Origin of the sequence: Lactobacillus sp. IBH004 (assembly GCF_026185255.2) — a bacterium.
Taxonomy (GTDB): Bacteria; Bacillota; Bacilli; order Lactobacillales; family Lactobacillaceae; genus Lactobacillus; species Lactobacillus melliventris.
Window position 1 is genome coordinate 638809 of sequence record NZ_CP110217.2, and the last position, 13988, is coordinate 652796.

General features: G+C 37.0%; 14 protein-coding genes. 7 read left to right on the plus strand and 7 right to left on the minus strand.

The window, feature by feature from the left end; genetic code table 11:
- Positions 1–65 precede the first annotated feature (65 nt).
- The 5 genes from LDX54_RS03300 to LDX54_RS03320 form a co-directional block, all read right to left on the minus strand.
- Complete coding sequence (locus tag LDX54_RS03300) at positions 66–302, minus strand: DUF2188 domain-containing protein (RefSeq protein ID WP_046324549.1); 237 nt, start codon at positions 300–302, stop codon at positions 66–68.
- Between the two features lie 203 nt (positions 303–505).
- Entirely contained in the window at positions 506–994 is a 489-nt protein-coding gene (locus LDX54_RS03305) for a PTS glucose transporter subunit IIA (RefSeq protein ID WP_265666864.1), read from the minus strand.
- Between the two features lie 10 nt (positions 995–1004).
- Positions 1005–2198 (minus strand): PatB family C-S lyase, encoded by a 1194-nt coding sequence (locus tag LDX54_RS03310; protein WP_265666863.1) that lies wholly within the window; start codon positions 2196–2198, stop codon positions 1005–1007.
- Positions 2199–2209: 11 nt separating this feature from the next.
- Positions 2210–3778 carry a PTS transporter subunit EIIC gene (locus tag LDX54_RS03315; RefSeq protein ID WP_265666862.1) on the minus strand — a complete coding sequence of 523 codons (1569 nt, stop codon included), beginning with the start codon at positions 3776–3778 and terminating at the stop codon, positions 2210–2212.
- Positions 3779–3883: 105 nt separating this feature from the next.
- The gene (locus LDX54_RS03320; RefSeq protein ID WP_265666861.1) at positions 3884–4735 is read right to left on the minus strand and encodes a PRD domain-containing protein; all 852 of its coding nucleotides are present in this window, start codon (positions 4733–4735) and stop codon (positions 3884–3886) included.
- Positions 4736–5303: 568 nt separating this feature from the next.
- Here LDX54_RS03320 and wecB point away from each other — a divergent pair.
- A complete protein-coding gene (wecB, locus tag LDX54_RS03325) occupies positions 5304–6446 on the plus strand; it encodes a UDP-N-acetylglucosamine 2-epimerase (non-hydrolyzing) (RefSeq protein ID WP_046324554.1) in 1143 nt (380 codons plus the stop codon).
- Positions 6447–6482: 36 nt separating this feature from the next.
- Here wecB and LDX54_RS03330 read toward each other — a convergent pair whose 3' ends face one another.
- The gene (locus LDX54_RS03330) at positions 6483–6998 is read right to left on the minus strand and encodes a GtrA family protein (RefSeq protein WP_265667659.1); all 516 of its coding nucleotides are present in this window, start codon (positions 6996–6998) and stop codon (positions 6483–6485) included.
- Between the two features lie 10 nt (positions 6999–7008).
- The gene (locus LDX54_RS03335) at positions 7009–7455 is read right to left on the minus strand and encodes a flavodoxin (protein WP_265666860.1); all 447 of its coding nucleotides are present in this window, start codon (positions 7453–7455) and stop codon (positions 7009–7011) included.
- A gap of 137 nt (positions 7456–7592) precedes the next feature.
- On the opposite strand from LDX54_RS03335, the gene map reads away from it, so the two are divergent.
- The 6 genes from map to LDX54_RS03365 all read left to right on the plus strand — a co-directional run bounded on the left by map (position 7593) and on the right by LDX54_RS03365 (position 13971).
- The gene (gene map / locus LDX54_RS03340) at positions 7593–8420 is read left to right on the plus strand and encodes a type I methionyl aminopeptidase (protein ID WP_046324557.1); all 828 of its coding nucleotides are present in this window, start codon (positions 7593–7595) and stop codon (positions 8418–8420) included.
- Positions 8421–8425: 5 nt separating this feature from the next.
- A complete protein-coding gene (locus LDX54_RS03345; protein ID WP_265666859.1) occupies positions 8426–9343 on the plus strand; it encodes a YihY/virulence factor BrkB family protein in 918 nt (305 codons plus the stop codon).
- A 64-nt stretch (positions 9344–9407) separates the two neighbouring features.
- On the plus strand, positions 9408–10301 hold the full coding sequence (gene galU / locus LDX54_RS03350) for a UTP--glucose-1-phosphate uridylyltransferase GalU (protein ID WP_265666858.1): 894 nt from the start codon (positions 9408–9410) through the stop codon (positions 10299–10301).
- A 147-nt stretch (positions 10302–10448) separates the two neighbouring features.
- Positions 10449–11597 (plus strand): thiolase family protein, encoded by a 1149-nt coding sequence (locus tag LDX54_RS03355; RefSeq protein ID WP_265666857.1) that lies wholly within the window; start codon positions 10449–10451, stop codon positions 11595–11597.
- Positions 11598–12824 carry a hydroxymethylglutaryl-CoA reductase, degradative gene (locus LDX54_RS03360; RefSeq protein ID WP_265666856.1) on the plus strand — a complete coding sequence of 409 codons (1227 nt, stop codon included), beginning with the start codon at positions 11598–11600 and terminating at the stop codon, positions 12822–12824.
- The gene (locus LDX54_RS03365; RefSeq protein ID WP_265666855.1) at positions 12808–13971 is read left to right on the plus strand and encodes a hydroxymethylglutaryl-CoA synthase; all 1164 of its coding nucleotides are present in this window, start codon (positions 12808–12810) and stop codon (positions 13969–13971) included. Before LDX54_RS03360 ends, LDX54_RS03365 begins: the two co-directional genes overlap by 17 nt.
- Positions 13972–13988: the final 17 nt, after the last annotated feature.

A 13988-nucleotide genomic window follows, 5' to 3' on the forward strand; every position in this document is an offset into this window, starting at 1 on the left:
TAAATTATAATGTCAGATCTAGATAAAATATGCAAATGATTTAAGATAAATGATGATAATAAAATCTAACCTGGAGTGTTCGGATTATCATGACCATAAGAATTCTTTAGATTAATGCGGCCATTCCTTTTTTGACTAATTAGTTCGGTTTTTTCTTTTTTAGCCAAATTTTTTGCGTATTCCAAAGCATCAGCCTTGCGCTCAAAGACTTTAGAAACTTTGTCACTCCCGGCAATTTTGACAGCCCATTTATCACCGTGAGTAGTAACCCAAACATTTTTAGTGACTTCTTCTTTACTCATAATTTATTCACCTCTTTTCAAAATAATTATACAGCGAATTAATGGTAGATGTGAAAGAATACACATTTTAATTTATATTATTTATTAAGTATCATTTTGCTAGTCTAAAATTAGGACATAAAAAGCTGATAAAGTGAAATCATGAATTACATGACTGAACTATCAGCTTTTTTATAACTTTTTTAAAATACCTAAATATTAAATCAACTTAAATTTAAAGCACCTATTTTATCGCCATGACTGACATTGGTGTTAGATACTCTGTCTATGCTTTTAAGTTTTTCCATACTGGTAATAACTATTATTATTTCAGTAGATTTTCCAGCTTTAATTATTTGATCAATATCCATTGTTCCTATTTCATCACCGGCAGATATGTGTTCTCCCTCATGCACTAAGATATTGAAAGGAGCACCTTTTAGCTCAACCGTATCAATTCCTAAATGTAAAAGAACCTGAATTCCGTCATCGGTGTTGAATGTGATTGCATGTTTAGTGGGAAAGACAGAAAGTACGGTTCCACTGATCGGGGAATAAAGTTTATTCTCAGTGGGTTTAATAGCAAAACCGTCACCCATTACTTTTGTTGAAAAGACTTCGTCAGGAACAGAAGATAGTGGAATTACCTTACCCGTCACAGGAGCTTGAATATTAATTTTTTTTGTAAATAATTTTTTAAATAAACTTACCATTTTTAAACCTTTACTGATACATTGTTTCCCATACATCAGCCATTCTTGTCATGGCTTCTTCGATAACAGCGTGTGAAGTTCCTAAATTTAATCTCAAAAAGTTGTCTGCATTAGCAACATAATCATCACCAATGCCCACTACAACCCCGGCTTTTTCCGCCATTACTTGCGCAATTGTATGCATATCTATTCCACTTGCGGAAATGTCAACCCAAGGTAAGTACGAAGATTCCATGTCCATCATTTTCCAGCCAGGAAAAGAACTAGCAATCGCTTCTTGAGTAATTTTAAGATTTTCCTTGATATAAGCGGTACATTGCTTTAACCATTCATCACACTTTTCATAAGCAGTGACCATAGCTACTTGACCTGGTACATTTGGCGAGGTTACTGAATTTCGCACATATTGTTGCCGAAATTGCTCACGGATCTTAGGATTGGGAATTATGGAATATGAGAGTTTTAAACCACCCAAATTAAATGCTTTATTAGGTGATGTAAACATTACTAAATTATCAAGATACTGCTTGTCTAATTGTAAAGAGCTGGTAAATGGGCCTTTCATTATTTGTTCGGAGTGAACTTCGTCTGAAACTAATAAAACATTGTATTTCTGGCAAAGCTGTGCCATATGAGTAATTTCGTCTTTACTCCAGACTCTGCCTGAAGGGTTATGAGGATTACAGAAAAAAGTAAGTTTTGGTTGCTTTTCTTTCATTTCGTACTCAATTTTTTCCCAATCAAGGTAATATCTGTTATTAATGTTTTTCAAAGGAACGCAGATTACCTTTCGATCATTGTGTTCTGCAGCATAGGCAAAAGGACCATAAACTGGGGTGTTTAATAAAATGGAGTCAGTCGGTTTGAGTAAAGCTTGAACAATAATATGCATATTTGGTACAGTGCCGTAGCCTAAGCTAATCCAATCATGTTCTACATGATTATTATGCTTTTTAAGTTGCCAATTAATTACACTTTGGTACCAGCGCTCCGTAGAGTAGGTATAGCCATAGGCCCCATTATTTGCGACTTTAGCTAAAGAATTTCTAATTTCAGGTGCTGCTTTAAAATCCATGTCTGCAATCCAAAGTGGAATAAAATCATCCCTGACTTTGGGGAACTTGCTGTGAACAATTTTATTATCCCATTTTCGTGCATTATCAATAGTTCTGTCTGCTAACGAATCAAAATCATATTTTCCCATTTTTCTCCTCATTAAGCCGTTATGCCGTTATTCATTAATTTTTCTACACCGTCTTTAACACTTTGTACTTGAGCCCCGTAAACTACTTGGACAGATTTTTCTGCCTTCATAACTGCAAGTGCACCAGATTGTTTAAGTTTGTCTTCATCTATTTTAGACGGATCATTTACTTCTAGTCTGAGCCGGGTGACGCAATTATCAAGAGAAACAATATTGCTTTGACCACCAAGGGCCTCTAAGATGACTTGGGGATCATAAATACCATTATTCTGGGTCATTACAACGTCACCTTCGCCTTCACGACCTGGGGTCTTAACGTTGTATTTTAAAATGTACCAGCGGAAGAAGAAGAAGTATATTGCAAACCAGATTAGTCCAATTGGAATTAAAACCCACCATTTGGAGTTAGGTTGAAGCCAGCCAAACAGAATCCAGTCTAATACACCACCATCAGTGTTACCCATACATGCTCCGGCAATCATCATTACTGAAAGTGATAAGCCTTGTAAAATAGTGTGAAATACATATAGCATTGGTGCTATAAATAGAAACAGGTATTCAGTCGGTTCAGAAATTCCAGAAACAAAGGCTATTAGGGTAGCTGAAAGAAGTAGGCCTTTGATTCTATTGCGATTTTCTGGTTTGGCAGTGACATAAATTGCCAGACAAATAGCTGGTAAACCAAACATGAATGTTGGCATGAATCCTTGTGAAAGGAAGGCTGTAGCTTTGTGAGAAATTGGTACTCCTGCATTTAGTTGTGCATAAAAGATGTTTAATGCCCCTGTTACAACTTTACCTTTAACAATTGCTGTACCGCCGGCATCCGTAAATCTAATCATTGCAAGTAAAATGTGGTGTAAACCCATTAGTTTTAAAATGGAAAGGGCGATACCGTATAGAAATGGACCAAAGACTCCTGCATTTTGAATTAAGTGTCCCAAAGCGACAATTCCACTTTGAAAAGTCGGCCAGATAAAAGGGATGATTAAACCAACGAAAGACTCGACTATTACTGAGATAATTGGTACAAATCTGATTCCGCCGAAGAACGAGAAGGCATCGGGTAATTTGATCTCCTGATATTTTTCAAGTAAATAATAAGTGATCAAACCAACCAAGATACCACCTAGGACACCCATTTCCAGACTTTGGATTCCTAAAACGCTAGATTGGCCCATTGCCTGCATTTTGCTAGTTGGAGCAAGTTTATGTTGCTGACCCAGCATAAAATTAATTCCCATGTTCATGGAAATATATCCAGCTAGAGCTGCTATGGCACCGACCCCTTTATTTCTTTTGGCCAAGCCAAAAGGCAAAGCCATAGCAAACATTACCGGAAGATAGGTGAAACCAAAGCTGCCCACAGTATTTATAAAAGTAAAAATGACATTAACAATATGATTTTGCAAAAACGAAAATCTTGCCATCATTGGCGGAGCCGTAAAGGCACTACCAATTCCTACGAGAATTCCCATTGCAGATAATGTAGCAATTGGGAACATAAACGATTTTCCTAAATCTTGCAAGAAAGCATAAACTCTGGTTTTCATGCTTTCCTTTTTGATAGGTTGTTCCATATAATTTCCTTTCTCAATATTTGATAAAAAAATACCCAACAACTGCACACAAAAATGTGCTAGTTATTGGGTATTGCCTATTTAAAGTAACAAGCCCGTATTTAATTAAGAAGTAACATGAATAATATGAATTAGTAAATATAAGCGATCCGAATCAGAAAAGTTGTAATTAAGCTTGTCTTGTAAATAATAAACAACTTCATTTAAACAACTTGCTGCTTTACGATTATGCTGGCAAAGCAATTTCAGTAGATCCGAATCATTCTGGTTTTCATTTTCAGTTTCATTCTTTTTACTATTAGTTCTGAGAATCAAGTAGTGTAGATGGTTCATCAAGCGACTAACAGCAATGCTGTTTTCAGAAAATTTCCGACCAAACTTTGCTTCAATTATATTATTTACTCCATTTGAGATTTCCATAAAATTGGAAAAATTTTTAATGGAGCTATCTGATTGTTGAATTTTGTATTCAACAAGATGAATTGCAATAAATCCAGCTTCATCATCAGATAAGGAGACACCTGAAACTTGCTCGATTAGACTGACAGCTTGTTTACCAACCCTGTATTCTTGTGAAAAAAAGCGTTTAATGTCGAACAACATAGGATTAGAAAGTTCCATACCCATATCGTAGCGCTTTACTGCGAAGAAGATGTGGTCTGTTAAAGGAATTAAAAGGTGTTCATCAAAATTAGCATCAATTTCTTCCCTAGCAAGCTGAATTATTTTTTCAGTTAGTTCAAAATATTTTCGTGGTACTTCCTCAGAAAGTTTTTTGAAAGAAGCTAGCCACTTATCGTCATCAGATATGGCAGAAAAGACTTTATCTTGAGATTTTAATTTGTAATTTTCTCCTGCGTGAGCTTTAAAGCCAATACCGCGACCCCATATTATCTTCTGTTTACCTCCATCTTCCACGAGTATCACATTATTATTCAATACTTGTGAAATTAGCAAAGTAATCTCCTAATTTTAAAATAGCAGATTCGTCAATCCTATATTTTTTCGTAAACGTTTACAAGATGAATTCTAAAAAATAATTATTGGTTTGTCAAGCTCTATTATCTATTTCGGCAATATAATCATATTATACAATTATATGTTATTTAATATATAGTTGACTTTTCAACTTCTACTTGAATTCGTTAGGTAATAAGGCTATTAATCAGCTACTTATTATGCTTAAAAGCCATTATAGAAATCATTAATTTAATTACAATTCTTGCAAATTTTATTTCTTAATCTAGGGGCCAGTTCCAAATTTTAACGATGAGTAATCCAATTATTAAAAATAGCAAAAGAGATACCCCTAATAAAATTTTTCTGGTTTTAGATTTATTTCTCTTATCAAAACTGAAGACAAAGCAAAAAGTTGCCACAACAATTAGCAGCCCGGTAATTAGTAATAGTTTAAATCCATGTGCCATTTTTTCACCAGCCTTAGTTACTTGTTATTTATTAAACCATAATTAACTTGTTTTTATGTAGTTAATATATTAATATAAGATAGAACATGGAGGACTTTATGAAAACAATTAAAGTGATGACTGTTTTTGGTACCAGACCAGAAGCTATAAAGATGGCGCCTTTGGTCCAGAAACTAAAGCAAGATGAGCGATTTGAAGAAGTCACGGTTGTAACGGCGCAGCACCGGGAGATGCTGGATCAGGTGCTTAACATTTTTAAAATTCAGCCCGACTATGACTTTAATATTATGAAGAAAAACCAATCTTTAGAAGGCATAACAGCTAAAGTTTTGGTTGATATGACTAAGGTGTTGAAAGAGGTCAAACCAGATATTGTTTTAGTTCACGGAGATACAACTACTACTTTTGCTGCTAGTTTGGCTAGCTTTTACCTTCAATGTCCTTTGGGCCATGTTGAGGCTGGTCTGAGAACGTGGAATAAGTACTCACCATTTCCTGAAGAGATGAACCGGCAAATGACTGACGATTTGACTGATCTTTATTTTGCCCCAACTAAAGTAAGTAAGCAAAATCTAATTAAAGAGAATCATCATTCAGAAAATATCTTTATTACCGGCAATACTGCCATTGATGCTCTAGCAGAAACAGTGCAGGACGATTATCATCATGAAGTATTGGATTTAATTAAACCGGGTAATAAAATAATTTTGGTGACCATGCACAGACGGGAAAATCAGGGCGAGCCAATGAGACGAGTTTTCAAAGTTATGAAACAAGTTGTTGACAGTCACGATAACGTCGAAATAATCTATCCGGTCCACCTTTCTCCCAGAGTACAAAAAGTGGCCCACGAAATTTTAGGCAATGACTCCAGAATTCATTTAATTGCACCTTTAGACGTGGTTGATTTTCACAATTTAGCTAAATTGAGCTACTTTATTATGACAGACTCCGGTGGGGTGCAAGAAGAAGCACCTGCCTTAAACAAGCCAGTTTTAGTTTTGCGGGATACTACGGAACGGCCCGAAGGTGTCGAGGCGGGAACACTTAAATTAGTAGGAACACAGGTTGACCAGGTCAAAAAAGCAATGCTGGAATTACTTGAAAATAAAGCAGTTTATGAGCAAATGGCCCAGGCAAGAAATCCTTATGGTGATGGTCATGCTTCTGAAAGAATAATGGATGATATTGCTTATTACTTTTCGCAACATAAAGGTGCAAGACCAGCAGATTTTAAATAAGCCAAATAAAAAAGCCAGGAAAATTATTTCTTGGCTTTATTTCTTGCTTTTTTCTTTACGAGCTTTAATTTTCTCTTTAGCTCGCGCAATCATAGTTGTTTCTTGCGCCTGAAAAACCGATCTGGTAGTGAGGTAATTGAAAACACCAACCAAAATTTGGTCAACGATTTTTACTAAGAGGGCATCTAAATGAAGCCAGGACAGTCCTACCAGCATTATTAAGCTGTCTGGAATGAGACTAATGATTCTGTAAGTAAAAAAGACCAGCAATTTTTGCCAGGTTGAATGTTTCTCATCGACGTTATTAATAAATACGGCTTTTTGATTAAATACAAAAGAAGCCAGGTTTGAAATAATAAAAGCGATCGTATTAGAAACCAAAACTACGCTGTGCCACCACTTATGCAACACCATAAAAACAATAGTATTAATAAGAGCTGCAATAAAGCCGAAAACCATATAAACAAATAAGTTGCGGTACCTTTTAACTAGGTTTTGTGCTAGATGATGAATTTTGGGGTCAGACATTGAGTCAAATTTTTGCGAATCCATTTTTTTGTTCTTAACCATTTAGTTGATCAGCCATTTCCTTAGCTGCATTATCGATTGCCGCGATATCATCATCACCCGGGGCATTTTCGATTGTAACAGGCTTAGTAACTTCTTTAGCACCCACCTGTTTGAATATTTTTTCAAAGTCAAAAACATTTTCACAAAAATGACCAGTATATACTTTATCTCCGCTTCCCATCACCGCAAAATATTTTCCAGATAAATCTAATTCTTTTAATTGGTCGTAAAAATCAGCAATTTCGTCGGTCATGGTCCCTTCACCATAAGTATAGGTGACAAAAACACACAAATCAGCCGCCAAATAGTCACTCGCATCGGTAAATTCGGCTTCGCTGGTTTCAACCTCAAAACCATAATCTTGCAGATCTTCTTCCAGTATATCTGCCATATCAGCATCATTACCTGTCATACTTGCATAGACAATTCTAGCCTTCATTTTGCTCAAACCTTTCACACAAAACTGATTTACCAAAACATTATACCTAATTTTGTGCATTTAATGAAATTCTTTAGTAAAGTTTTAAAAAACGCTATAATGTAATCAAATATCATTTTACAGAGGGGAATTTAAATTTGATTACGATTAAATCTGTTAGAGAACTAAAGGGTATGCAAGCTTCAGGCCGACTATTAGCTTCAATGTTTGAAGGCCTGCGGGATGTGATTAAACCTGGAATTACTACCTGGGTAATTGAAGAATTTTGTCAGGATTTTGTCAAAAGCCGTGGTGGTCGCTTGTCAGAGCAGGGATTTGAGGGCTACAAATACGGTACGTGTATTTCCGTTAATGATCAGATTGCCCATGCTACTCCGCGTAAGGACACTATTTTAAAAGAGGGCGACCTGGTCAAGGTTGATGTTACCTGCAATTTAAACGGCTTTGAAACTGATTCTTGCACGACTTATCCAGTCGGCAAAATTTCTCAAGCAGATCAGGATTTAATGGAAACTACCAAAAAGGCTATGTATTTGGGTATCGATCAAGCAGTCTTAGGAAACAGAATTGGAGATATCGGAGCGGCCATTCAGCATTTTGTAGAAGATGAGCATCATTATGGTGATGTTAAAGAATTGGTAGGTCATGGTATTCAACCAAGCATTCACGAAGATCCGGAAGTACCACATTGGGGTAAGGCCGGTCATGGTTTGCGTCTGCGTGAAGGGATGACTATTACCTGTGAGCCAATGGTCGAAGCCGGTGGAGACTGGCGCATTATTGAAAAAAGTGTCCCAGATCCAAAGGACGATTGGGTATTTTATGCTACTCCTGATGGCTCAAAGTCAGCACAGTTTGAGCATACATTTGCCATTACAAAAGATGGTCCTAAGATTTTGACTTTACAAAAGCCCTATGACGGCTACGAAAAATATTTACCACATTTTGATGAAATGGATGATTAAAGTGCATGGGTAAAAAAGCTGAGGCAATCAGGAAACGCTCTTTTTTATTTTATAAAACTGTCTCTGCGAAATTTTCTCATGGAGAAGTTTTAACCAGTGCGATAGCGATTGCATACTATATTTTATTTTCCATATTTCCTTTTATAATCATTATCGGAAATATTTTGCCTTTATTTCATATTGATACTAATCCCATAGCCAGCTACTTAAAGTTAATTTTTCCGGATAAAATTGCTAAATTTATCATGCCGATAATTAACTCATTGCTAAAAAGCAAATCAACCGGGTACATTTCATTTGGTATTATCTTGGCGTTATGGTCCGTGTCTTCTTTGGTAAACGCTATTAGAATCGGTATGAACCGAATATATGGCGTACGCGCTGTTGAATTAAAGCAAAAATGGCAGATCACCGTCTGGACACGTTCGATTACCATTATGTTAACCAATATAATGATTATTGTTTTTGCGCTACTCAATTTAACGCTTATTTTTGGTCAACAAGTTTTAGAATTTTTACGACCAATATTTTCTTTTTCTGTTGGTGAAATTGAAAAAATATTCAGTTACCGCTATCCGGTCATAATTATTACCATGATTGGTTCTTTGTATTATCTGAATTCTTTTTTACCCAATATTAGATTGAAGAAAAAGGTTATTTGGCCTGGGGTTTTTACTACATTATTGGGCTGGATTGTATTGTCTTGGCTTTTTAGCTTTTATCTGCATCATTTTCGTATTAGCTGGGAAAACTATGGGATTATTGGTACTTTTATCATTTTCATGTTGTGGCTGAATATTTCATCAATTCTCTTTTTACTGGGGACTTGTGTGAATGCTGCAATTGCGACCATAAAATACGGAGAGGTGCATTACTCAGTAGGGCACTTAGCAGAATATATTCAAAGAAAGCGCAATCGGTAAAAATTGGCACAATGGGCTTTATTTTGGTATATTAGTTTTATGTTTTATAGAAAGTGTAAAAGGTATGAAAGTTAGAAAAGCAATTATTCCCGCAGCAGGCCTTGGTACGAGGTTTATGCCGGTAACTAAGGCAATGCCTAAGGAAATGTTGCCTATCGTAGACAAACCTACAATCCAATTCATTGTTGAAGAAGCCAAAAAGTCCGGTATTGAGGATATCTTGATTGTCACTGGTAAAAATAAGCGGCCTATTGAAGATCATTTTGATTCAAATCCTGAACTTGAACAGAATTTACAGGAAAAGGGTAAAACGGGCCTGCTCAAAATGTCGCAAGAAATTACTCACCTGGGAATTAACATATACTATACGCGTCAGCCATATCCTGCTGGCTTAGGTGACGCGATTGCTCGTGGCCGCAGTTTTGTGGGTAATGAACCATTTGTGGTAATGCTCGGTGATGACTTGATGATGGATAAAGTGCCCTTAACTAAGCAACTGATTGATCGCTATAATGAAACAAGTGCTTCTACAATTGCTGTTATGCCAGTGCCTCATAAAGAGGTTTATAAATATGGCATAATAGAGCCTGATACTGAGATTAAGCCTGGCTTGATTAATGTTAAGTCTTTTGTGGAAAAACCGGCAATTGATCAGGCACCAAGTGATTATGCGATTATTGGGCGTTATCTGTTAACTCCTGACATTTTTCCGATACTGGCAGAGCAAAAGCCTGATAAGAGTGGTGAAATACAGTTAACAGATGCTATTAACACAATGAATAAAACTCAGCGAGTTCTTGCTCATGTTTTTAACGGCGATCGCTACGATGTGGGTAATAAGTTAAGTTACCTTGAAACTTCGATTATTTACGGTCTAAAGCATCCCGAAACTAAAGACGCTTTGCGTAAATATATTATTAACTTAGGTAAAAAATTGGCAGAACAATCATCTAAATAGCTAATTAACATTTTTAATAATTATAAAAGCCATTAACAAATGGTTTTTTTTATATAAAATTTTTCTTAATGTCGGGCTAATCACTGTCTTCGGGTAGAAAATTTTTGTATCATGCTGCTTGGAACTTTTTGCTGGAGGATAGACAAAATGAAAGAGATATATATTGTTGCAGCTAAAAGAACACCTTTTGGTCGTTATCATGGCTTATGGGCTGAAAAAAGTGCGATCGATCTAGGTGAAATTGTATTAAGGGAAACCTTGAAAAGCATTAATTTAAATGCGGAAAATCTTGAAGCACTATTTATGGGCAACGTTTTAGGTGCCAGTTTAGGACAAAACATGGCTCGCCAAGTTGCCCTGAATACCGGTATGAGTCCTCAAAGCAGCAGTGTCACAATTAATGAAGTTTGTGGCTCGAGTTTGAAAGCTTTGCGGTTAGCTCAAGGACAGATGGAAATGGGTGACTTTGGTCTGGTCGCAGTTGGCGGTGCGGAAAGCATGTCTAATGCAATTTACCTGACGGCAAGCAAAGAAAAGCCCAACTTTGAAAGTGAAATGCTGCAGAATGGACTGACAGATGCTTTTTCTGATTCACATATGGGACTTACAGCAGAAAATGTGGCAGAAAAATACGGTGTAACCCGCGCGGAAATGGATGAGTACAGTGTAGCTTCACACCATAAGGCTGCTGAAATTGTCCAACAGGATTTTTTCAAAGATGAAATGATTAACGTTGAAATTAACGGTAAGACTGTTGGCCAAGATGAAAATATTCGTCCCGACACCAATTTAGCAGCGCTTAGTAAACTAAAGCCGGTCTTTAAAAAAGATGGTAACGTTACTGCCGGTAATTCTTCTCCTCTAAGTGACGGCGCCAGCATGGTTATTTTAGCAACAGCAGAAAAAGTAGCGGAGCTGAATTTACAGCCTCTGGCTCGGATTGGTGCATTTGCCGAATCAGGAAATGATCCCGCTTATATGGGCATCGCACCATCCTATGCTGTAGCAAAGCTATTGCAAAAAACCAACAAGACAATTAATGATTATGATGTGATTGAAGTTAATGAAGCTTTTGCTGCGCCCAGTGTGGTTTTAGCGCAGAAATTACAGATTCCACCAGCAAAGTTAAATATTTTTGGCGGAGCTATTGCCCTAGGCCACCCTCTAGCAGCTACAGGGACTCGACTGGTCGGCACAGCGATTAATATTATGAATCATATTAATGGCCAAAAAGCGTTGGTTACTCTTTGCATTGGCGGGGGTCAGGCAATTGCATGTGAAATTGAGAGAATCTAAATGAAATTTTATGAATTAACACCTGCAAAAAGAAGGGCCTTATTGCATCAGCGCGGTATTAAATTGGACGAAATTGATGAGCAGGTTTTGCGTGAACTTGATTTATTAAGTGAAAATGTCATAGCGCAATTGCGACTTCCAGTTGGTCTGGTGCAGAATGTGCTGGTTAACGGCCACAAGTATCAAGTGCCACTATCTACGGAAGAGCCGTCGGTAGTTGCAGCAGCTAATCATGGTGCGAAGATTGTGACTGAAGCTGGCGGTTTTACTGCTATTAGTCAACGCAATGGCATTTGGGGTCAAATCGTTCTACAAGCTGCTGTTGATTTTAAAATAGCTAAATTACAAGCTTTTTTTCCTGAATTAATCAAACAGGCAAATATTGCATATGCTAGTTTAGTTTTGCATGGCGGTGGAGTAAAAACTATTACCGCAGAACAAGAAAAAGATCTAGTTTTTTTGAAAGTTTTGGTTGATCCAGCCGAGTCAATGGGCGCCAATAGGGTGAATTCTATTTTAGAGTATATGGCTGAGCAATTAGCTGTCTTTTCGGGTATTAAGCAAAAATTATTTGCTATTTTATCTAACTATCCCAGTCAAATAACTAAGGTAGAAGCAGAAATACCAGTAGAAGTAATTGGTGGAATAGCAACTGCACAAAAAATTGCGTTACTAAGTAGAATTGGTCAAACTGATCCTATAAGGGCCGTCACAAATAACAAAGGTATTATGAATGGCGTTGAGGCAGTATTGCTTGCTAGCGGTAATGATACTCGCGCGGTTGAAGCTGCCTGCGGTGTTTGGGCAGCAAAAAGTGGTTCGTATACCAGTCTTAGTGAATGGTTTGTGCAAGATGAAAAATTGCTGGGAAGGCTGAGCCTTCCTTTACCGCTTGGTGTTGTAGGTGGCTCCATTAAATCCAGAAAAGATGTTACGCAAAACTATCGGATATTAGGAGAAAAAATTACTAGTCAGGAATTAGCGAACATTATTGCTGCGATTGGATTGGCTAACAATCTGGCAGCCTTATTGGCGATTGCTACTTCGGGAATTCAAAAAGGACACATGAAGTTGCAAGCCAGAAATATTGTTGCTAATTTGAAGGCCACTTCTTCTGAAAAGAAAAAAGTATTGCAGATGTTAATTAAAAGCAATCTTTATAGTCAAACAGCGGCACAAGAATTTTTAAAGGAAATTAGAAAGGAAAATAATGCAAGTCGGAATTGATCAAATTGGTTTTTATACGCCTAATAAATATGTTGATATGGTAGATTTAGCCCATGCTCGTAATGAAGATCCGAATAAATTTTTGATTGGAATAGGACAGCAAAAAATGAGTGTAGCTGATCAAACCCAGGATGCGGTGTCAATGGGAATTAACGCGACATTAAGGTATTTGGATCATATTGCAAGGGAAAATGTTGGTTTATTAATAGTGGGAACAGAAAGCGGAGTTGATCAATCCAAATCTGCTTCACTTTTCATCAAAACCGCATTAAACCTACCACCAAATGTGAGAACTTTCGAAGTAAAAGAAGCATGTTTTGGCATGACCGCCGGAATTATGATAGCTCGTGATTATGTGCGCTTGCATCCCAATCACAGCGCAATTGTGATTGGAGCTGATATTGCTCGTTATGGTATTAATACCGGTGGGGAAGTAACTCAGGGTGCCGGAAGTATCAGTGTGCTTGTTAAGGCTGACCCGCAAATAATGACTTTAAGTGCTGGTCACAGCGCTTATAGCGCAGATATTAATGATTTTTGGCGTCCCAACGATTCTGCAGTTGCCCTGGTTGATGGTAAATATTCTAAAGATGTTTACCTCGACTTTTTCAGGCATACATTTACGGACTATCAGAAGCAAACGGGGTTAAAAGCCAGCGATTTCACTGCTCTTCTTTATCATTTACCATTTGTGAAAATGGGCTTTAAGGCTAACCAATTGGCTATTGAGAAGCAAGATGACGGAACTAAAAAGCGTCTAGCAGATAACTTTGCTGCAAGTGCATGTTATAGTAAACAAATTGGTAATATTTATACTGCATCTTTATACTTAAGCCTTTTGAGCTTGTTGGAAAATGCTCAGTTGCCCGCGAATGCAAAGGTGGGTTTGTTTTCATATGGTTCAGGTGCTATGGGAGAATTTTATTCTGGTCAAATAGTTAAGAACTACGAAAAAGCAATAAACCAAGCAGCAGATCAAGAACTGATTGCACGCAGACAAAAGTTAACTATTCCGGAATATGAACAAATCTTCAATCAAGCTTTAAAAAACCCGCAAGATGGTTTAACACTTGCAAGTGATGAACAGAGTGGTACTTGGTATTTCGCAGGTACTGAAAATCACATTCGTCAATATCGCAAAAAATAACTAAACAAATAAAAATG

Excerpts from the sequence above, each read along its gene's own strand:
- LDX54_RS03300 (WP_046324549.1), bottom strand. The coding sequence starts at position 302 with ATGAGTAAAGAAGAAGTCACTAAAAATGTTTGGGTTACTACTCACGGT.
- LDX54_RS03305 (WP_265666864.1), bottom strand. The coding sequence starts at position 994 with ATGGTAAGTTTATTTAAAAAATTATTTACAAAAAAAATTAATATTCAA.
- LDX54_RS03310 (WP_265666863.1), bottom strand. The coding sequence starts at position 2,198 with ATGGGAAAATATGATTTTGATTCGTTAGCAGACAGAACTATTGATAAT.
- LDX54_RS03315 (WP_265666862.1), bottom strand. The coding sequence starts at position 3,778 with ATGGAACAACCTATCAAAAAGGAAAGCATGAAAACCAGAGTTTATGCT.
- wecB (WP_046324554.1), top strand. The coding sequence starts at position 5,304 with ATGAAAACAATTAAAGTGATGACTGTTTTTGGTACCAGACCAGAAGCT.
- LDX54_RS03330 (WP_265667659.1), bottom strand. The coding sequence starts at position 6,998 with ATGGATTCGCAAAAATTTGACTCAATGTCTGACCCCAAAATTCATCAT.
- LDX54_RS03335 (WP_265666860.1), bottom strand. The coding sequence starts at position 7,455 with ATGAAGGCTAGAATTGTCTATGCAAGTATGACAGGTAATGATGCTGAT.
- LDX54_RS03345 (WP_265666859.1), top strand. The coding sequence starts at position 8,426 with ATGGGTAAAAAAGCTGAGGCAATCAGGAAACGCTCTTTTTTATTTTAT.
- galU (WP_265666858.1), top strand. The coding sequence starts at position 9,408 with ATGAAAGTTAGAAAAGCAATTATTCCCGCAGCAGGCCTTGGTACGAGG.
- LDX54_RS03355 (WP_265666857.1), top strand. The coding sequence starts at position 10,449 with ATGAAAGAGATATATATTGTTGCAGCTAAAAGAACACCTTTTGGTCGT.
- LDX54_RS03360 (WP_265666856.1), top strand. The coding sequence starts at position 11,598 with ATGAAATTTTATGAATTAACACCTGCAAAAAGAAGGGCCTTATTGCAT.
- LDX54_RS03365 (WP_265666855.1), top strand. The coding sequence starts at position 12,808 with ATGCAAGTCGGAATTGATCAAATTGGTTTTTATACGCCTAATAAATAT.